We start from the raw sequence: 17700 nt of genomic DNA, 5'->3' as shown, positions 1-17700 counted from the left end.
TTCCCGGCCATGACCCTTTTGCAGGATCCGGTCCAATCCCGGAGGATGATCATGGCTAAACGTTTCGAACAAACCACAGGACCCTCCCAGCGCCAGCAACGCGTCGCAGAACTCATCCGCCATGCCTTGGCCGAGGTTCTCTCCCGCGGCGATATTCAGGACGACGTGCTGACGAAGAACGTCATCACCATCCCCGAGGTGCGGATGTCGCCGGACCTGAAGCTCGCCACAGCCTATGTCATGCCCCTCGGCGGGCGGGACGAACAGGCGGTGCTCAAGGCGCTCGACAAGAACAAGAAGATCCTGCGCCAGGAGGTCGCCCGCCGGGTGAACCTGAAATTCGCTCCCGACCTGCGCTTCCTGCGCGACGAAAGCTTCGATGAGGCTGCGCGCATCGACGCGCTGCTGCGCACGGAGCGGGTGGCCCGAGATACGGGCAGACCCGGCCCCGCCGTGTCCCAGGACGACAACGACGAGCAGGATTCATGAGCGAAGAACGCCCCGTACGGCGCCCGCAAGGCGACCGGCCGAAGAAGCGCGACGTCAACGGATGGATCATCCTCGACAAGGGCGTCGGCATGACCTCGACCCACGCGGTCGCGGTGGTGAAGCGCGGCCTCTCGGCCAAGAAAGCGGGTCACGCCGGCACCCTCGACCCGCTCGCATCCGGCATATTGCCCATCGCGTTGGGTGAGGCGACAAAGACTGTTCCCTTCGTCATGGACGGGCGTAAATCCTACGTGTTCACCGTAGCGTGGGGTGCGGAGACGACGACGGACGACACCGAAGGCGAGGTGGTCGAGCGGACCGACAAGCTTCCCCAGCCCTCGGAGATCGAGGCCCTCCTGCCCCGCTTCACAGGCTCGGTTCAGCAGGTACCGCCCCGCTTTTCCGCCATCAAGATCGCCGGCGAGCGCGCCTATGATCTTGCCCGTGACGGCGAGGTGGTGGAACTGCAGCCGCGCACGGTCGAGATCGACCGTCTTGCCCTCGTGCACCATGACGGCAACCGTTCGGTGATCGAGGCCGATTGCGGCAAGGGCACCTATGTTCGGGCCATTGCCCGCGACCTCGGGCGGGCGCTCGGTTGCCTCGGCCACATTGCGGCGCTGAGACGCACCCGTGTCGGGCCGTTCACTGAGCACGATGCGGTGACGGTTGACGATCTCGCCACCGATCCGGCAGCCCTGCGGCCCGTGGAGATCGCCTTGAGCGAGATCCCGTCGATTATGGTGAGCCGCGACATGGCGGGCCGCCTGATGCGCGGCCAGTCTATCATCCTGCGCGGGCGCGAAGCTCCGCTCTCCGGCAAGGTTTACGCCACCTGCAACGGCGTGCTTGTGGCCGTGGGCGATGTGGAGCGCGGCGAGCTGGTGCCGCACCGGGTTTTTAATCTGGGTGCCTGAACTGCGTCATCCCGGATCGGCTTGGCCGTCCGGGATGACGCTTTTGGGCTTTACCGGTCGGCCTTCAGCCCCTGCGCCGAGCGCGTCAGGAACTTGTGGGTGATCGGCTCGATCATGTCGTAAACCGCCTGAGCGGTTCTCTCCTCTTCGCGCAAGCTCTCCTGGAGAGCCGGGATGAACTTCTGGTTCCCGGACGCCTCAGCCATGGCGATCAGCGACTTGTAGGACGCGATCTCGAAATTCTCGAAGGCGTGGTTGGCAAAGGTGTTCTTCAGCACCTCGTCGGCCATCGGCATATGGCCGACCGCGGCCAGGTTGGCCATGAACTGGGTGGCCATGTCCTTCAGGATCGAGCGATCCGCACCGAAGGAGTGCAGGGCCTCGTCGAGGCGGCGGATCTGGCCTTCCGTCTCCGTGATGTGCCTGCGCAGCAGATCCGACATTTCCGGATAGTTCTCGAACCGCTCGACCTGCCGCTCCATGAGCTGAATGGCCTGCTTCTCCAGGGCATGGGCGTTTTCCAGGCCGGTGATGAAGATGTTTCGGATGTCTTCCGAGGACGTAAGGTCGGCCATACCTGTAGTGGTGGCAGTCATGATGTCAGCTTCCTATATTGGGGGTCTCCGACACCAACAGCGGCCGCGAAAACTTGTTCCGGCCAACCTTGCCGGACGGGCCTATCTTATTGCTCCGCTTGGCAAAATGTTTCCTCTGGCACTTATGCGCATTTCGTGTATGGTGCGCCATCTTTTCGGACGCTCAAGACCCCGAAAGACGCGTCCGGGTTCGGACCGCGCTGGACGACATCCCGGCCCGGCCCTTCCGGACGAACCGGCCTGAAGCCTTAAACGCTCAAGGTCTCCTGACAAAACCAACCTGAAAGGACTGACGATGTCGATTACGGCTGAGCGCAAGAACGCGCTCGTGAGTGAATTCGCCCAGAAGGCTGGCGATACCGGCTCCCCTGAGGTGCAGGTCGCCATTTTGACCGAGCGGATCAACAACCTGACCGGTCACTTCAAGACCCACAACAAGGATAACCATTCCCGTCGTGGCCTCCTGAAGCTCGTGTCGTCGCGCCGTTCGCTTCTCGACTATCTGAAGAAGAAGGACGAGAGCCGCTACCGCACGCTGATCGAGAAGCTCGGCATCCGCCGCTAAGCTTTTCAAAGGACTTCCGTCCGGAGCCCGGCTCCGGACGGCTTTCGGGCATGATCCGAAAAAGTGGTTCCCGGTTTTTCGACCAGATCATGCCCAAACAAGAACAGAGCGGATGCTCAGACAAGGTCTGAGCGCTTCGCTCGCACCGGTTAAGACCACGAGGTCCCGGTGTCCTCTGAGGAGGCGGTTGACGCGATGACCATGGCAGGATCGCAAGAGGCTTATGCAGGCGGGCGTTATCCGCAGCGGAGCCTCTTGCCGTCTTGCTCATGGCATCGAGCCCCCGCTCCTGCTGTCATGAAAGACGAAAAAGCATGTTCGATATTCAACGCGAAGAACTGATCTGGGCCGGCCGCAAGCTCGTGCTCGAGACGGGCAAGATGGCCCGCCAGGCTGACGGCGCCGTCGTCGCCACCTACGGTGAAACCACCGTTCTCGCCACCGTCGTCTCGGCCAAGGAGCCGAAGGCCGGTTTCGATTTCTTCCCGCTCACGGTGAACTACCAGGAGCGCACCTATGCCGCCGGCCGCATCCCGGGCGGCTATTTCAAGCGCGAAGGCCGTCCGACCGAGAAGGAGACCCTGGTCTCCCGCCTCATCGACCGTCCAATCCGCCCCCTCTTCGTCCAAGGCTACAAGAACGACACGCAGGTTGTCGTGACCGTGCTCTCGCACGACCTTGAGAACGATCCCGACATCGTGGGCCTCGTTGCCGCCTCCGCGGCCCTGACCGTCTCCGGCGTGCCCTTCATGGGTCCCGTGGGCGCGGCCCGCGTCGGCTATATCGGGGGTCAGTACAAGCTGAACCCGCCGCTGCAGGAGATGGACCAGACCTCGCTCGACCTCGTGGTCGCCGGCACGGCCGACGCCGTGCTCATGGTCGAATCCGAGGCGAAGGAGCTGCCCGAGGACGTGATGCTCGGCGCCGTAATGTTCGGCCACAAGCACTTCCAGCCGGTGATCGAGGCGATCATTCGGCTTGCCGAGAAGGCCGCCAAGGAGCCGCGCGACTACCAGCCTGCGGATTCCTCCGAGGTCGAGCAGGCCGTTCTCGCCATTGCCGAGACCGAGCTGCGCGAAGCTTACAAGATCACCAAGAAGCAGGACCGCTATGCCGCCGTCGACGCCGTGAAGGCGAAGGTGATGGCCGAGTTGCTTCCCGCCGACGGCGAGCCGAAGTTCGAGCCCGAGAAGGTCAAGGCTGCCTTCAAGGAAGTCCAGGCCAAGGTGGTGCGCTGGAACATCCTCGACACCGGCTCGCGCATCGACGGCCGCGATCTTAAGACGGTCCGTCCGATCCAGTCGGAAGTGGGCGTCCTGCCCCGCACCCACGGTTCGGCGGTGTTCACCCGCGGCGAGACCCAGGCGCTGGTCGTGACCACGCTCGGCACCGGCGAGGACGAGCAGTTCATCGACGAGCTGGAAGGCACCCGCAAGGAAACCTTCCTGCTGCACTACAACTTCCCGCCCTACTCCGTTGGTGAGACGGGCCGCATGGGCTCGCCCGGCCGCCGCGAAATCGGCCACGGCAAGCTCGCCTGGCGCGCCATCCATCCGATGCTGCCGGCCTCTCACGAGTTCCCCTACACGATCCGCGTCGTGTCGGAGATCACCGAGTCGAACGGCTCCTCGTCCATGGCCTCCGTGTGCGGCGCTTCGCTGGCGCTGATGGATGCAGGCGTGCCGTTGCGCCGTCCGGTGGCGGGCATCGCCATGGGCCTCATCCTCGAGGGTGAGCGCTTCGCGGTCCTGTCCGACATTCTCGGCGACGAGGATCACCTCGGCGACATGGACTTCAAGGTGGCCGGAACCGAGCAGGGCATCACCTCGCTCCAGATGGACATCAAGATCGCCGGCATCACGGAAGAGATCATGCGCGTCGCGCTCGACCAGGCTCAGGCCGGCCGCACGCACATCCTCGCCGAGATGAACCGGGCGCTCACCGCTCCGCGCGCCGAGCTCGGCGAGCATGCCCCGCGCATCGAGACCATGCAGATCCCGGTCGACAAAATCCGCGAGGTCATCGGTTCGGGCGGCAAGGTCATCCGCGAGATCGTGGAGAAGACCGGCGCCAAGATCGACATCAACGACGACGGCCTCATCAAGATCGCGTCCGCCGACGGCAAGTCGATCAAGGCGGCCTACAACTGGATCCGCTCCATCGTGGCCGAGCCCGAGATCAACACGATCTACGAGGGCACGGTCGTGAAGGTGATGGAGTTCGGCGCCTTCGTGAACTTCTTCGGTTCCCGCGATGGCCTCGTGCACATCTCGGAGCTCGCCAAGAACCGCGTCGGCAAGGTCACCGATGTGGTCAAGGAAGGCGACAAGGTGAAGGTGAAGTTCCTCGGCATGGACGAGCGCGGCAAGGTCCGTCTCTCCATGAAGGTGGTCAACCAGGAAACGGGTGAAGACATCACCGAGCAGCTCAAGGCCGAGCGCGATGCCGAGCGCGCCCAGCGCGACCAGCAGAAGGCTGCTGGGGAGTAATTGCATCAAGCCTGATTGAAACAGAGAAAGCGCGGCTTCGGCCGCGCTTTTTTGTTGTCTAGTGCGCGCTTCTCTTTTTTGGCGTTAGCGAGAGACGACATCAGTATTATGGATAGGCTTTCTCTCCCAATTTAGTTCAGTGTTGGAAGGGAATTGCTCAGGTTCGCTACCTGCGGCAGACTACTGTTCTATAGAGTAACCACGGTAGAAGTTCAGCTTAGAACCCTATTTCAACATGCTTGGGCAATAGCAGCTGAAGCTGCTGATTGTTTCAAGGCAACGATTTCAATGGAGGATCTGGCGATCCTGAGCGGCGCCGTCTCTTTTCGCCAACGTCTATAAGGTTGATTTTACTTGAGGACTTGAGCTTCTACCGCCCCAGGTTCTCCACCCGCGGAATGATCCAGCTCCCCAAAGGCGCGGCCCTGCCCCGAATAGAGACGATCTGCCGATCGCGGCCGAAGAGGTCGAGGCCGGCGCGGGCGGCGAGGTCTTCGGAGATCACCAGCTCCACGTCGAGTTCCTTGGCGAGCCCCTCCAGGCGGCTCGCCGCGTTGATGGTGTCGCCCACCGCCGTGAGGCTGGTGGCCTGGCCGTAGCCCATCTGGCCGACGATGGCCGGTCCCGCATGGAGGCTCATGGCGATGCGTAAGGGATGCTCGAACTCGCTGGCGTAATCCTCGTTGAGGCGGGCGAGCCCCGCCTTGATCCGGAGTGCGGCGTCGAGGGCTTGGCGGGCTGCCTCCTGCGGGGTTGTGCTCAGGCCGAACAGGGCCAAAACCCCGTCGCCGATGAACTTGTCGATATAGCCGCCCGCATCCTCCACCGCCTCGTCCACCGCTTCGAAGTAGCGGTTGAGGATGAACACCGTGTCGAAGGGCAGCCGCTTCTCCGTGAGGCCCGTGAAGCCGCGCAGGTCGCAGAACAGCACCGCGACCTCCCGCTCCTGCCCCTGGGCCCGTCCAGCGCGCACCAGGGCCGTCATGCCGTTGCGCCCGGTGGACAGGATCGGCACGACGGCGATCTCGCCGATTGGCCTGAACTGGCAGGCGAGCCTCACATTGGGACCAGCCTTGATGCGCGCGAGGGTGCCCCGCTCCTGAGCCGTGGGCGGCGGCTGGTCCTGCAGGCCGTCGAGCACCCGCACCCGGCAGGTGGAACAGCGGCCACGCCCGCCGCAGACCGAGATGTGCGGAATCCCGGCCGTGCGGCTGGCCTCCAGCACGCTGAATCCCGCCGGCACGGTCACGACCTGATCGTTGGGGTAGCGGATGCGGACCCGGCGCGACCACAGATTGGCGCTGCGCACGATGCGGCCGGCGATGGTCAGAGCCAAAAGGCCGCCGAAAAAGGCATAGAGGCCTGGTCCGATCAGAGGCAGGAGATTGGACGCGGGCGCGGCGCTCACGGGAAACCGCTCCGGCGCTTCGCCAAGCTGCCGACCGGCTTCCGCAAAGCCGAGCAGCGCCAGGACGGGAACAAGCAAGGCCCCCGTGTAAAGCAGCAGCGCGTAGGCTGGAAACAAGGGTTTCGGGCGCAGCCAAAAGTAAACGCCGAGGCATCCGTGCAGCCACGCGATGATGAGCGCAATCGCTTGGCGCGCGCCGATCTCCGGGCTCAGCAACCAAAGATTTCTGACCACCTCGGGGTATCCCGAATCGTGGCCGGTCAAGGCCCATTCGATCCGCGTTCCGGTCACATGCCCGATCAGGAGAAAGGGCAGGCTCAGGCCCAAGATCAGCTGCGCCGCCTCGCGGACAGGCATACGCAGGGTGCGGCGGCGGTAGATGGCCTGCAGCGCCAGCAGGAAGTGGAGGAGAAGAGAGCCGTAGAGGAGAACCGTGCCCACCGGGTTGCGCCACAGGCGGTTGAACCAGGCGCGACCGGCTTCCATCGCCTCGATGGAAACGAGCCCCAGGGCATGATTGCTGAAATGGGTGAGGAGAAAGGCCGCGAGCACCATGCCCGAGGCGAGGCGGATTTCCCGCCAGGGGATGCGACGCCTCAGCAAAGCCGCCTCGGCGGCAGGTCTTGTCTCGGTTTGCTTCATGGGCGAATGACCGGTCTCGATCCTGCTTCAGGGGCTTGGCTTGCGCTATGCAGGTGCAGCCGCACGCGCCAATGTCAAATCACAGTCGCTGGACCGAGGCGCCGAACCGTATATTCCTAAGCGCCTCACAAGCAGAATCCGAATCATGGCCCATATCATCACCAGCCTGTCCGAACTCGAAGACATTTATGGCGAGATCAACAAGGCCTCGCTCCTCAAGGAGGCTGACCGGCTCGTGCCGGAATACCGCGCCATGATCGAGGCTTCCCCCTTCGCGGCGCTTGCCACACGCGGGCCGGAGGGGCTCGACTGCTCGCCCCGCGGCGACGGGCCGGGCTTCATTCGCATCCATGACGACAAGACCCTGCTCATGCCCGACCGGCGCGGCAATAACCGCATCGATTCGCTGCGCAACATCGTGCAGGACCCGGCAGTTGCCCTGCTGTTTCTGATCCCTGGCATAGGCGAGACCCTGCGGGTGAACGGGCGTGCGGTGATTTCCATCGAGCCGAGCCTGCTGGAGAGCTTTTCCGTTGACGGCAAGGCGCCGCGATCGGTTGTCGCGATCACCGTCGATACGGTGTTTTTCCAGTGCGCCCGCGCGATCCTGCGCTCGGAGCTGTGGAACCCGGCGCGTCACGTGCCGCGCGAGAGCCTGCCGAGCGCTGGGCAAATCCTCGCGGCGCTCACGAACAACGAGGTGGGCGGCGAGACCTATGACAAGGCGCTGCCCGAGAGACAGCGCACCACGCTTTATTGATGTTCTCTTGATCGAGCGCGAAACCGGAGCCACTTTTGCGTACGATGCGCTTGACCTCGCGCCCCCTGCCCCCGAAAAGGCAGGTCTTGTTTTCACCAGTGAGGCTCAAGGACAATCCATGACGATCCAGCGCATCAAGCCCGGCCCGCGCATGAGCGGCGCCGTCGTTCACGGCAACACAGTCTATCTCGCAGGCCAGGTCGCCAGCCAGAGTGCCGGCCAGAGCGTCACCGAACAGACGAAGGAAATTCTCGCGATCATCGACAGCCTGCTGGCTGAGGCCGGCACCGACAAGTCGAAGATCCTGATGGCCAACATCTGGATCACCGATATGGGCACGTTCCAGGAGATGAACGCCGTGTGGGACGCTTGGGTGTCCCCGGGCAATACCCCGGCTCGCGCCACGGTCGAGGCGAAGCTCGCAACTCCGGCTTTCAAGGTCGAGATCGCCGTCATCGCGGCAAAATAAGCAAAAAAGAAGCGGGCCCTTTGAGGCCCGCTTCCTTTGTCCAAGCTGCCGTAAGCTTACGGGCAGGGATGGCGCAGGCCGTCGTAGCCCAGATAAGTGCCGGATGCCGGATCGTAAGACCGGTAGCGCTGGGCGCAGTAGGCGGCCGTGTTGCTGCCATAGACCGGAGCGGCCTGGGCCTGCTGCTGGGCGAGAGCGCCACCGATGATGGCGCCGGTCGCGAGACCGAGAGCGCCAGCTGCGAGCGCGTTGCCGCGGTCACGGCGATAGTAGCGACGATCGCCATAATACCGGCGGTCGCCGTAATAGCGCCGCTCCACATAGCGCGGGTTGCCGCGGTAATACCGGCGGTACTGGACGTAGTCCGACTTCACATCGCCGTTCTGAAGGGCGGCCACGAGTTCGTTGACCGGGGTCGTCTGAGACTCGGCGGCAGAGGCCGGAGCGGAAAGACCAAAGGCGCCGAGAGCGGCGGTGGCCGCAACAGCCATGAAGAATTTACGCATGGGATAACTCCTCCAATGTTGGGAGGCGAACGCTCTGGAGGAAAGGTCGTTCCGTTTCGCGGGGATTTTGGGCTAGCTCTCGCGGGAACGTGAGGACCGCAGATCAGGGGCTGCATCCTCCGACCTTGCCGGAGAAACCCGCCTCCCCTCTGTTCGCCCCTGCCCGGTCGGGCACAGGTCCAGGATCACGCAGCGCCCGCAGGCCGGGCTCTTGAAGAAGCAGCAGCGCTGCCCGTGCAGCATCATGACCTCGTGGTTGTCATAGACCTCTTGCGCGTCCCAAGCCTCGGGAAGCAGAGCAGCCAGCGCCGCATGGGAGGGGCCGACGGCGGTGGATTGGGAAATGAGGCCGGTGCGCTGAGCCACTCGGTGGTGGTGGCTGTCCACGGGAAGAGCAGCCTTCCTCAATACCGAGAACGACAGCACCGCCGCGCTGGTCTTCGGACCTACGCCAGGAATGCTCTCGAGCCACGCCCTCGCCTCTTCCACGGGCATGTCCTTGAGGAAATCCAGCGACAGCGTACCATGCCGCTCCTCGATGGCGTGTAGCACCGCTTGCAGCCGCGGCGCCTTCTGCTCGGGCCAGGTGACGCCCTGGATCGTCGCCTCGACTTCTTCCGTCGGTGCATTCATCAAGGCACGCCACTCGGCATAGCGGGCCCGCAGGGACTTGAAGGCGCGCCCTGAGTCCGCGTTGCGGGTGCGGTGGGACAGGAGCGAGGAGATCAGCTCGCTCAAGGGATCGAGGGAGTGGAAATAGGGAATTGGACAGCCATAGGCCTTGCAGAGGCGCTCGTGGATGAGGAGCGCCTTTTCCTTCAGATCCTGCAGGTCCGGATTCATCCCGAGGCAAGTCGCGAATCGGCTAGGTGGTTCCCATTTTCGTCACCCGGATTTTTCCGGGCGACAGCCTCTGGATCCCTTCCCTCGCTAACCCTCGCCGGGGATAGCAGTGGAGGCGAAACGAATGATCAGAGAATGAACCGGCTCAGATCCGTGTTCTTCGCCAGGGTCTCCACCTCGCCGCGCACATAGGAGGCATTGATCGTCACCGTTTCACCGGAGCGGTCGGGCGCCGTGTAGGACACGTCGTCGAGCACCCGCTCCAGGACGGTCTGCAGGCGGCGCGCGCCAATGTTCTCGACGGAGTTGTTCACGTCGACGGCGACCTGCGCCAGCGCGTCGATGGCGTCGTCCGTGAAGACGAGCTCCACGCCCTCCGTCTGCATGAGCGCGACGGATTGCTTGATGAGGCTTGCCTCCGTCTCCGTGAGAATGCGGCGGAAATCCTCCACGGTGAGCGGCGACAGCTCCACGCGGATCGGCAGGCGGCCCTGCAATTCGGGCAGCAGGTCCGAGGGCTTGGACACATGGAAGGCGCCGGATGCGATGAAGAGAATGTGGTCCGTCTTCACCGGACCGTACTTCGTCGTGACTGTGGTGCCCTCGATCAGGGGCAGCAGATCGCGCTGCACGCCCTCGCGGGACACATCCGCCCCCGTGCGACCCTCGCGGCCGGCGATCTTGTCGATCTCGTCGAGGAACACGATGCCGTTGTTTTCCACTTGGCGCAGGGCTTCCTGGACGATGGCGTCCTGGTCGATAAGCTTGTCGGCTTCCTCCGTGACGAGCGGCTCGTAGGCCTCGCGCACGGTGGTGCGGCGGGTCTTGGGGCGGCCGCCGCCGAATGCCTTGCCGAACATGTCGGACAGGTTGATCGCACCCACCGATGCGCCGGGCAGGCCGGGGATCTCGAACATGGGCATCCCCTGCCCTCCGCCTGACTGCAGCTCGACCTCGATCTCCTTGTCGTCGAGCTCGTTGGCGCGCAGCTTGCGGCGGAACGAGTCGCGGGTGGCGACACTCGAGGTCGCACCGACGAGGGCGTCGAGCACGCGCTCCTCCGCCGCAATATGAGCCTTGGCCTGAACCTGTCGGCGGCGCTCCTCCTTCACGAGGCCGATGCCGATCTCCACGAGATCGCGCACGATCTGCTCCACGTCGCGGCCCACATAGCCCACTTCCGTGAACTTGGTGGCCTCGATCTTGATGAAGGGTGCGCCCGCAAGCTTGGCGAGGCGGCGGGAGATCTCGGTCTTGCCGCAGCCGGTGGGGCCGATCATGAGGATGTTCTTCGGGGCGACCTCTTCGCGCAAGCTGCCTTCCAGCTGCTGCCGGCGCCAGCGGTTGCGCAGCGCAATGGCAACGGCGCGCTTGGCGTCATGCTGGCCAACGATATAGCGGTCGAGTTCGGAAACGATTTCGCGGGGGGAGAACGTGGTCATGATGAAAGGATGGGGTGTGGCAGCCGGTGTGCAAGATGGGACGGAAGCAGTTTCAGAAGGCCCGTGCGCACGGGACGCCAGCCTGCACTGAGCAGGAGGACGAAGGCGCCGAGCGCCAGGGCGGTCAGGGGCGTGGTGGTGTCGGCAAATCCAACCCGCTGGAAGAGGCTTCCCAGGGCATAACCGGCATAGACCAGCCCCGAGACCAGCATGGCGCGCCGGTCGATCACCACTGCCACGATCCCGAGCGCCAGGAAGACGGCGAGGACCGCGGGCGCGACCGTGCTCATGTCGGCGCCTTCCGACAACTGAGCAATCAGCGGATGGACGATCATGGGCGCGGCAAGCAGATGCAGCCAGAAGGCGATGTCCGTGCGGCGGGTCGCGCGCTGCGGATCGGCAAGATCGAAACGCATGGCGAGCGCGAAGACGCCAAGCCCCGTGAGAAGGACGAGCGGCTTGAGGTAGACCTCGACGAAGCCGGGCGCGACTGCGGAGATCAAGCCGATGACCGCAACGGCCAGAGCAGCCGTTCCGGCCGCGATCGTGATCGGCACCCGGAACCGAAAATAGTGCAGAGCCGTCAGCGCCAGGGTAAGGAGGGCCGCGCCCACGAAGATAAGGCTGTCGCCGGAACCGAGGATTTCCGACACATCGGGCTCGACCGCGACGCCCAGCACCGCGCCCAGGAGGTAGGTGGCGCATGAAAACACGGCCACGGCGAACAGCACCAGCAGCGCGATGCTCGGCAGCGCCATGCGTCGCCGGAGGGTGAAGAATTCAGCCAGAAGCCATGCGGTTACCGCGAGCACGGCCCACATGGTGGTCAAGCCGAGCCGTTCCGTCAGGTAGGCCAACGCCCCGGTGAAGAGCGCGAGCCCGAGGGTCACGAAGATATCACTGAAGCCCGAGACGAGGCGCAGCTTTTCGTCATCTTCCGGCTCGGGGATCGCCGCGGCATTCATCTGCCGCGCCAAGGACCGCAGGTCGGTAGCCTGCTGATCCGTCAGAATCCCCCTCGTCACCGCCTGGACGAGGACGCTTTCGCTGATCATAGTTCAAGGCTTTCTATAACAATATTGCTATTGGTATAGACGCATATTTCGGCCGCGATGCCCAGGGAACGGCGCACGATGGCCTCCGCATCCATGTCCGAGTCGGCAAGCGCCCGGGCGGCCGCGAGCGCGAAGTTGCCGCCCGACCCGATGGCCATGATGCCGTTTTCCGGCTCCAGAACATCGCCCGAGCCTGAGAGCAGCAGGCCCACATCCTTGTCGGCCACCAGCATCATCGCCTCCAGGCGGCGCAGGTAGCGGTCGGTGCGCCAGTCCTTGGTGAGCTCGACGCAGGCGCGGGTGAGCTGGCCGGGATACTGCTCGAGCTTGGCCTCGAGGCGCTCGAACAGGGTGAAGGCGTCCGCGGTCGAGCCGGCAAAGCCGCCGATCACGCCGCCCTTGGCGAGACGGCGCACCTTCTTGGCATTGCCTTTCACGACCGTTTGCCCCAGGCTCACCTGACCGTCGCCGCCGATAACGACGCGGTCGCCTTTGCGAACCATGAGGATGGTGGTGGCGTGCATGTGAGGGGTGGCGTCTTCGGACACGAGGGTCAAACTCCGGCAGGCGGGACGGACAGGTACGGCCAAGGCCGTTCAGAGGCTGACTTAATCATTGATCGGCCAAAAGCAACGCGGGTGGCGTTTCTCCGCGCGGCTTGCTAGAAGGCGCCTGTCTCCTGTTCCGCAAAGGATTTTGATGATGCGCTCCGCGAGCGTCAGCCGTCGCACCGCCGAGACCGATGTCGCCGTGTCGATTGCCCTCGACGGCACTGGCAAGGCCGAGATCTCCACGGGGGTCGGCTTTCTCGACCATATGCTCGAACTGTTTGCCCGGCACGGTCTCTTCGACCTCTCCGTGAAGGTGACGGGCGACCTGCATGTGGACCAGCATCATACCACCGAGGACACTGGAATCGCGCTGGGTCAGGCTATCCTGAAGGCGCTTGGCGATAAAAAGGGCATCACGCGCTACGCCGATATCCATCTGCCGATGGACGAGACCCTGACGCGGGTCGCCATCGACATCTCGGGCCGCCCTTTCCTGGTGTTCCGCACCACCTTCCCCACCGAGAAGATTGGGGTGTTCGATACCGAGCTGGTGCGCGAGTTCTATCAGGCATTTGCCATCCAGGCGGGGCTGACGCTTCATGTGGAGACCCTCTACGGCGAGAACAGCCACCACATTGCGGAGAGCTGCTTCAAGGGTCTGGCACGCGCCTTGCGTCAGGCCGTGGCCATGGACCCAAGGGAAGAGGGCCGCGTTCCCTCCACCAAGGGTACGCTCTAAATATCAAGAGACGCCCTGTCCGGCGAACCGAGGTTCACCTCACCGGGCAGCGCTCGAGGAAACGTCGCCATGACCACCTTTACCTTGCACCTCCCGCGCGATGCGCGGCCGGGTGACGCGACAGCTTTGGACGAGTCCGAGCTCGTGAAGGATGCTTTCTCCTGGGGAGCCTTCTTCTTCACCTTCCTGTGGTTCTTCTTTCATCGGCTGTGGCTCGCCGGCCTCGGTGTGCTGCTGCTCGTTTTCGCCTTCGGCGGCATCATGGCCCTCCTGAACGTGCATCCGCTCGCCGGCACCCTCGCCCAGCTCCTGCTGCAGAGCCTGATCGGACTTGAGGCCAACAGCCTCAGACGCTGGACGCTTGCGCGCCACGGCCGCCCGGCCGTCGATGCGGTCACGGCAGCCGACCGGGACGAGGCGGAGTCCAAGGCCTTCGCCCGCTGGCTCGACGCCAAGCCGGCGCCTCTCCCGCGCCCGGCGCCCGCCCCTGCCCTGTCCACCCCGAGGCGGTCCGAGCCGGTGATCGGCCTCTTTCCCGATGCGGAGCGTCCCCGGTGAGCGTCGTCATCATCGATTACGGGTCCGGCAATCTGCATTCCGCCGCCAAGGCTTTCGAGCGGGCGGCCAGGGAGGCGGAGCTCGATTGTCCCGTCATCGTCTCGTCCGATCCGGCCGTTGTGGCCAAGGCGGAGAGAATCGTGCTGCCGGGCGTCGGCGCTTACGCCGATTGCCGCCGCGGCCTCGACTCCGTGGCCGGCATGGTAGAGGCGCTGCAGAAGCGCGTGCATGAGGACGGCCGCCCTTTCATGGGCATCTGCGTGGGCATGCAGCTCATGGCCACCCGCGGTCTTGAGCACACCACAAGCTATGGGCTCGATTGGATCCATGGCGACGTGAAGGCCATCGAGCCGCAAGATCCCGCCTTGAAGATCCCGCACATGGGCTGGAACACCTTGAGCCTTGCAAAACCGCATCCGCTGCTCGACGGCATTCCGACCGGACCTGACGGGCTACACGCCTATTTCGTGCATTCCTATGCCCTCGCGCCAACCGATCCGGGCGATGTGATCGCCACCACCGATTACGGTGGGCCAGTCACCGCCATCGTCGGGCGGGACAACCTCGTCGGTGCTCAATTTCATCCTGAAAAGAGCCAGGCCCTCGGCCTCAAGCTCATCGCCAATTTTTTAAGGTGGCGCCCGTGATCCTGTACCCTGCCATCGATCTCAAAGAGGGCCGCTGCGTTCGCCTGATCCAGGGCGACATGGACCAGGCCACCGTGTTCAACGACTCGCCCGTGGACCAGGCTGCCACCTTCGAGGCGCAAGGCTTCGAGTGGCTGCACGTGGTCGATCTCGACGGTGCCTTTGCCGGCAAGCCGATGAACGCCAATGCCGTCGAGGACATCCTGCGCCGCGTGACGATCCCGGTGCAGCTCGGCGGCGGCATCCGCGACATGAAGACGGTCGAGGGCTGGCTCGCCAAGGGCGTGTCCAGGGTGATCATCGGCACGGCGGCCGTGCGCGATCCCGCCTTCGTGCGCGAAGCGGCCCGCCTCCATCCGGGCAAGATCGCGGTCGGCATCGATGCCAAGGACGGGCTTGTCGCCGTGGAGGGCTGGGCCCAGACTTCGACCCTGTCGGCGGAAGAGCTCGGCCGCCGGTTCGAGGATGCGGGGGTCGCCGCGATCATCTACACGGACATCGCCCGCGACGGCATCCTGAAGGGTCTCAACTTCCCGATGACCCTAGGGCTTGCCCGCGCCGTCTCAATCCCCGTCATCGCTTCCGGCGGCCTTGCCTCCATGGCCGATATCGAGCGCCTCACCCAACCCGACTGCGCCGTGCTCGACGGCGCCATCTCCGGCCGTGCCCTCTATGACGGGCGCATCGACCCGGACCAGGCACTGGCGCTGCTGCGCTCCGTGCGCAAGGAACCTGCCTGATGCTGAAAGTGCGTCTCATTCCCTGCCTGGACGTGAAGGACGGACGCGTCGTGAAGGGTGTCCAGTTCCTCGACCTCGTGGATGCGGGCGATCCGGTGGAAGCCGCAAAAGCCTACGATGCGGCAGGCGCGGACGAGCTCTGCTTCCTCGACATCACCGCAAGCCATGAGGCGAGGGGGATCCTGCTCGACGTGGTGAGGCGCACGGCGGAGGCCTGCTTCATGCCCCTCACCGTAGGCGGCGGCGTACGCACGGTGGAGGACATCCGCAACCTGCTGCTTGCGGGCGCCGATAAGGTCTCGATCAACACCGCCGCTGTGAAGAATCCGGATTTCGTGCGCGAGGCGTCGGAAAAATTCGGCAACCAGTGCATCGTCGTCGCCATCGATGCCAAGAAAGTCTCAGGCGAGGGCGAGGGGCCGCGCTGGGAGATCTTCACCCATGGTGGACGTAACCCCACCGGCATCGACGCCATCGCGTTCGCCCGGCAGGTGACGGAGCTGGGAGCAGGGGAGTTGCTCGTCACCTCCATGGACCGGGACGGCACCAAGGGTGGCTATGACCTCGCCCTCGTGCGCGCCATAGCCGATGCCGTTTCCGTGCCGGTGATCGCCTCCGGCGGCGTCGGCAATCTCGACCATCTTGTCGACGGCGTGAGTAAAGGCCATGCCAGCGCCGTGCTCGCCGCCTCGATCTTTCACTTCGGCACGCATACGATTTCCGAGGCGAAGGGCTACATGGCAAAGGCCGGGCTGAGGATGCGCCTCGACGAGCCGGCGCATCCCTGATCGGAGCAACCTATGCGCATCGCCTGCCTCCACACGGCCGACAGCAACATCGCCGTTTTCGAAGAAAGATGCCGGGGGGCGGACTTCGCGCAGGTCCGGCTGACTCATGCCGTTCGGGCCGATTTGCTGGCGCAGGTTGAGGCGAGCAAGGGCCTGACCTCCTCCATTGCGGAGGAGACCGCGCAGGCTCTCCTTGCTCTTGCGGCAGACGCGGACGCCGTGATCCTCACCTGCTCCAGCCTTGGGCCTGTGGCGGCCAACGCCGCCGGAGAGGCATCCGTCCCGGTCCTGCGCGTGGATGCGGCCTTGGCCGATGAGTCCGTGAAAAACGGGGGCAGGGTGGTTGCGCTCTGCGCCGTAGCAACGACGCTTGAGCCGACCCGCGCCCTTTTCGAGGCCGCCGCGACAGCAACGGGAGCAACCGTCGACGTGCGCCTCGTTCCCTCCGCCTGGGACCTGTTCAAGGCGGGGCAGAAGGACCGCTATCTGGCGCTGATCGCCGAGGCGGCGGACCGCGCCTTTGGGGAAGGTGTCGAGACCGTGGCGCTGGCCCAGGCCTCTATGACGGGAGCGGCGGTCCTTTGCAGGTCTGGCACCCCGCTGACGAGCCCGGGGGCTGGACTGAGAGCAGCGCTTGCCTTGGCAGGTAAGACGATTAGAGCAGCTTAGATTTCACTGCTATAGATGCAGTTCCCTTGCCTGTCTTCAAACGAGTCGCAGGCGCTAGACCAGGATCAGCAATGACGATCTCCAACGAGGACGATCTGAACAAGCTCCAGGAGATCGGCAGGATCGTCGCCAATACCCTTGAGGCCATGGCTGCGGCGCTCGAGCCGGGCATGACGACGGCGGAGCTCGACACGATCGGCCGCGGGCTTCTCGAGAAGGCCGGCGCCCGTTCCGGCCCGGAGCTCGTCTACGATTTTCCCGGCGCCACCTGCATCAGCGTGAACGAGCAGATCGCTCATGGCATTCCCGGATCTCGCCGGATCGAGGCGGGCGATCTCGTCAACATCGACATCTCGGCGGAAAAGAACGGGGTTTATGCGGATACCGGCGCCTCTTTCGCGGTTCCGCCGACCGCCAATGCCATCAAGCGGTTGTGCCGGGATGGCCGCCGGGCCATGTGGCTTGGACTGCGCCAAGTTGCTGCCGATCAGCCGATTTCGGGCATCGGCCAAGCCATCGGGAAATTTGCCGAGAAGAACGGTTATACCCTGGTTCGCAATCTGGCGAGCCACGGCATCGGCTATTCCCTTCATGAGGAGCCGGGGGAGATTCCCACTTGGCCGGACCGTTCCGAGCGCCGGATCATGAACGATGGCCTTGTTTTCACGGTCGAGCCTTTTCTGTCGCTTGGGGCGAACTGGGCAACGGATGGCGATGACGAATGGACGCTGCTCAGCGACCCGCGCGCTCCGACAGTCCAGTATGAGCATACGGTCGTCGCCACGCGAAACGGTCCTCTTGTCGTAACCCTGCCGGGCTAGATCAAA

General features: G+C 64.3%; 20 protein-coding genes. 13 read left to right on the top strand and 7 right to left on the bottom strand.

Going from position 1 to position 17700, the window contains the following annotated elements:
• The first annotated feature begins 51 nt into the window (after nucleotides 1–51).
• The gene (gene rbfA, locus JKG68_RS06420) at nucleotides 52–489 is read left to right on the top strand and encodes a 30S ribosome-binding factor RbfA (protein ID WP_202057093.1); all 438 of its coding nucleotides are present in this window, start codon (nucleotides 52–54) and stop codon (nucleotides 487–489) included.
• On the top strand, nucleotides 486–1406 hold the full coding sequence (gene truB, locus JKG68_RS06415; protein WP_202057090.1) for a tRNA pseudouridine(55) synthase TruB: 921 nt from the start codon (nucleotides 486–488) through the stop codon (nucleotides 1404–1406). The genes rbfA and truB overlap by 4 nt, the downstream gene beginning before the upstream one ends.
• Nucleotides 1407–1456: 50 nt before the next feature.
• Here the strand turns inward: truB and JKG68_RS06410 are convergent, their stop codons facing one another.
• On the bottom strand, nucleotides 1457–2002 hold the full coding sequence (locus tag JKG68_RS06410) for a ferritin-like domain-containing protein (protein ID WP_202057087.1): 546 nt from the start codon (nucleotides 2000–2002) through the stop codon (nucleotides 1457–1459).
• A gap of 295 nt (nucleotides 2003–2297) precedes the next feature.
• Here JKG68_RS06410 and rpsO point away from each other — a divergent pair, with 295 nt between their 5' ends.
• Nucleotides 2298–2567 (top strand): 30S ribosomal protein S15, encoded by a 270-nt coding sequence (gene rpsO, locus JKG68_RS06405; RefSeq protein WP_202057085.1) that lies wholly within the window; start codon nucleotides 2298–2300, stop codon nucleotides 2565–2567.
• 314 nt (nucleotides 2568–2881) lie between these two features.
• Nucleotides 2882–5056 carry a polyribonucleotide nucleotidyltransferase gene (gene pnp, locus JKG68_RS06400; RefSeq protein ID WP_202057082.1) on the top strand — a complete coding sequence of 725 codons (2175 nt, stop codon included), beginning with the start codon at nucleotides 2882–2884 and terminating at the stop codon, nucleotides 5054–5056.
• Nucleotides 5057–5426: 370 nt separating this feature from the next.
• Here the strand turns inward: pnp and JKG68_RS06395 are convergent, their stop codons facing one another.
• Nucleotides 5427–7019, bottom strand: coding sequence for an adenylate/guanylate cyclase domain-containing protein (locus tag JKG68_RS06395; protein ID WP_246515153.1), 1593 nt, complete (start codon nucleotides 7017–7019; stop codon nucleotides 5427–5429).
• A 232-nt stretch (nucleotides 7020–7251) separates the two neighbouring features.
• Between JKG68_RS06395 and JKG68_RS06390 the strand changes: the two genes are divergently transcribed.
• Nucleotides 7252–7866: a pyridoxamine 5'-phosphate oxidase family protein gene (locus JKG68_RS06390; protein ID WP_202057080.1), complete on the top strand. Its 615-nt coding sequence runs from the start codon at nucleotides 7252–7254 to the stop codon at nucleotides 7864–7866.
• 118 nt (nucleotides 7867–7984) lie between these two features.
• Nucleotides 7985–8335 (top strand): RidA family protein, encoded by a 351-nt coding sequence (locus JKG68_RS06385; RefSeq protein WP_202057194.1) that lies wholly within the window; start codon nucleotides 7985–7987, stop codon nucleotides 8333–8335.
• 56 nt (nucleotides 8336–8391) lie between these two features.
• Here the strand turns inward: JKG68_RS06385 and JKG68_RS06380 are convergent, their stop codons facing one another.
• From JKG68_RS06380 to hslV, 5 genes are all read right to left on the bottom strand, one after another.
• On the bottom strand, nucleotides 8392–8841 hold the full coding sequence (locus JKG68_RS06380; RefSeq protein WP_246515135.1) for a BA14K family protein: 450 nt from the start codon (nucleotides 8839–8841) through the stop codon (nucleotides 8392–8394).
• 72 nt (nucleotides 8842–8913) lie between these two features.
• Nucleotides 8914–9684 carry an endonuclease III domain-containing protein gene (locus JKG68_RS06375; RefSeq protein ID WP_202057079.1) on the bottom strand — a complete coding sequence of 257 codons (771 nt, stop codon included), beginning with the start codon at nucleotides 9682–9684 and terminating at the stop codon, nucleotides 8914–8916.
• 128 nt (nucleotides 9685–9812) lie between these two features.
• Nucleotides 9813–11126 carry an ATP-dependent protease ATPase subunit HslU gene (hslU, locus tag JKG68_RS06370; RefSeq protein ID WP_202057078.1) on the bottom strand — a complete coding sequence of 438 codons (1314 nt, stop codon included), beginning with the start codon at nucleotides 11124–11126 and terminating at the stop codon, nucleotides 9813–9815.
• Entirely contained in the window at nucleotides 11123–12181 is a 1059-nt protein-coding gene (locus tag JKG68_RS06365) for a hypothetical protein (protein ID WP_202057076.1), read from the bottom strand. The genes hslU and JKG68_RS06365 overlap by 4 nt, the downstream gene beginning before the upstream one ends.
• Entirely contained in the window at nucleotides 12178–12705 is a 528-nt protein-coding gene (gene hslV / locus JKG68_RS06360; protein ID WP_202057183.1) for an ATP-dependent protease subunit HslV, read from the bottom strand. The genes JKG68_RS06365 and hslV overlap by 4 nt, the downstream gene beginning before the upstream one ends.
• A 178-nt stretch (nucleotides 12706–12883) precedes the next feature.
• Between hslV and hisB the strand changes: the two genes are divergently transcribed.
• From hisB to map, 7 genes are all read left to right on the top strand, one after another.
• Nucleotides 12884–13471, top strand: a complete 588-nt coding sequence (hisB, locus tag JKG68_RS06355) for an imidazoleglycerol-phosphate dehydratase HisB (RefSeq protein ID WP_202057180.1) — start codon at nucleotides 12884–12886, stop codon at nucleotides 13469–13471.
• Nucleotides 13472–13540: 69 nt separating this feature from the next.
• On the top strand, nucleotides 13541–14029 hold the full coding sequence (locus JKG68_RS06350; protein WP_202057075.1) for a DUF2628 domain-containing protein: 489 nt from the start codon (nucleotides 13541–13543) through the stop codon (nucleotides 14027–14029).
• Complete coding sequence (gene hisH / locus JKG68_RS06345) at nucleotides 14026–14676, top strand: imidazole glycerol phosphate synthase subunit HisH (RefSeq protein ID WP_202057074.1); 651 nt, start codon at nucleotides 14026–14028, stop codon at nucleotides 14674–14676. The genes JKG68_RS06350 and hisH overlap by 4 nt, the downstream gene beginning before the upstream one ends.
• A complete protein-coding gene (gene hisA, locus JKG68_RS06340; RefSeq protein ID WP_202057073.1) occupies nucleotides 14664–15416 on the top strand; it encodes a 1-(5-phosphoribosyl)-5-[(5-phosphoribosylamino)methylideneamino]imidazole-4-carboxamide isomerase in 753 nt (250 codons plus the stop codon). Before hisH ends, hisA begins: the two co-directional genes overlap by 13 nt.
• Complete coding sequence (gene hisF, locus JKG68_RS06335; protein ID WP_202057072.1) at nucleotides 15416–16204, top strand: imidazole glycerol phosphate synthase subunit HisF; 789 nt, start codon at nucleotides 15416–15418, stop codon at nucleotides 16202–16204. The genes hisA and hisF overlap by 1 nt, the downstream gene beginning before the upstream one ends.
• Before the next feature lie 12 nt (nucleotides 16205–16216).
• Nucleotides 16217–16873, top strand: coding sequence for an aspartate/glutamate racemase family protein (locus JKG68_RS06330; protein ID WP_202057070.1), 657 nt, complete (start codon nucleotides 16217–16219; stop codon nucleotides 16871–16873).
• A 71-nt stretch (nucleotides 16874–16944) separates the two neighbouring features.
• Nucleotides 16945–17694 carry a type I methionyl aminopeptidase gene (gene map, locus JKG68_RS06325; protein WP_202057068.1) on the top strand — a complete coding sequence of 250 codons (750 nt, stop codon included), beginning with the start codon at nucleotides 16945–16947 and terminating at the stop codon, nucleotides 17692–17694.
• Nucleotides 17695–17700: the final 6 nt, after the last annotated feature.

The organism is Microvirga aerilata (genome assembly GCF_016743775.1).
Lineage (GTDB): Bacteria > Pseudomonadota > Alphaproteobacteria > Rhizobiales > Beijerinckiaceae > Microvirga > Microvirga aerilata.
The sequence above is the reverse complement of the archived record's forward strand: the minus strand, read 5'-3'. Positions and strand labels throughout refer to the sequence as shown.

Excerpts from the sequence above, each read along its gene's own strand:
- rbfA (WP_202057093.1), top strand. The coding sequence starts at position 52 with ATGGCTAAACGTTTCGAACAAACCACAGGACCCTCCCAGCGCCAGCAA.
- truB (WP_202057090.1), top strand. The coding sequence starts at position 486 with ATGAGCGAAGAACGCCCCGTACGGCGCCCGCAAGGCGACCGGCCGAAG.
- JKG68_RS06410 (WP_202057087.1), bottom strand. The coding sequence starts at position 2,002 with ATGACTGCCACCACTACAGGTATGGCCGACCTTACGTCCTCGGAAGAC.
- rpsO (WP_202057085.1), top strand. The coding sequence starts at position 2,298 with ATGTCGATTACGGCTGAGCGCAAGAACGCGCTCGTGAGTGAATTCGCC.
- pnp (WP_202057082.1), top strand. The coding sequence starts at position 2,882 with ATGTTCGATATTCAACGCGAAGAACTGATCTGGGCCGGCCGCAAGCTC.
- JKG68_RS06395 (WP_246515153.1), bottom strand. The coding sequence starts at position 7,019 with ATGGTGCTCGCGGCCTTTCTCCTCACCCATTTCAGCAATCATGCCCTG.
- JKG68_RS06390 (WP_202057080.1), top strand. The coding sequence starts at position 7,252 with ATGGCCCATATCATCACCAGCCTGTCCGAACTCGAAGACATTTATGGC.
- JKG68_RS06385 (WP_202057194.1), top strand. The coding sequence starts at position 7,985 with ATGACGATCCAGCGCATCAAGCCCGGCCCGCGCATGAGCGGCGCCGTC.
- JKG68_RS06380 (WP_246515135.1), bottom strand. The coding sequence starts at position 8,841 with ATGCGTAAATTCTTCATGGCTGTTGCGGCCACCGCCGCTCTCGGCGCC.
- JKG68_RS06375 (WP_202057079.1), bottom strand. The coding sequence starts at position 9,684 with ATGAATCCGGACCTGCAGGATCTGAAGGAAAAGGCGCTCCTCATCCAC.
- hslU (WP_202057078.1), bottom strand. The coding sequence starts at position 11,126 with ATGACCACGTTCTCCCCCCGCGAAATCGTTTCCGAACTCGACCGCTAT.
- JKG68_RS06365 (WP_202057076.1), bottom strand. The coding sequence starts at position 12,181 with ATGATCAGCGAAAGCGTCCTCGTCCAGGCGGTGACGAGGGGGATTCTG.
- hslV (WP_202057183.1), bottom strand. The coding sequence starts at position 12,705 with ATGCACGCCACCACCATCCTCATGGTTCGCAAAGGCGACCGCGTCGTT.
- hisB (WP_202057180.1), top strand. The coding sequence starts at position 12,884 with ATGCGCTCCGCGAGCGTCAGCCGTCGCACCGCCGAGACCGATGTCGCC.
- JKG68_RS06350 (WP_202057075.1), top strand. The coding sequence starts at position 13,541 with ATGACCACCTTTACCTTGCACCTCCCGCGCGATGCGCGGCCGGGTGAC.
- hisF (WP_202057072.1), top strand. The coding sequence starts at position 15,416 with ATGCTGAAAGTGCGTCTCATTCCCTGCCTGGACGTGAAGGACGGACGC.
- JKG68_RS06330 (WP_202057070.1), top strand. The coding sequence starts at position 16,217 with ATGCGCATCGCCTGCCTCCACACGGCCGACAGCAACATCGCCGTTTTC.
- map (WP_202057068.1), top strand. The coding sequence starts at position 16,945 with ATGACGATCTCCAACGAGGACGATCTGAACAAGCTCCAGGAGATCGGC.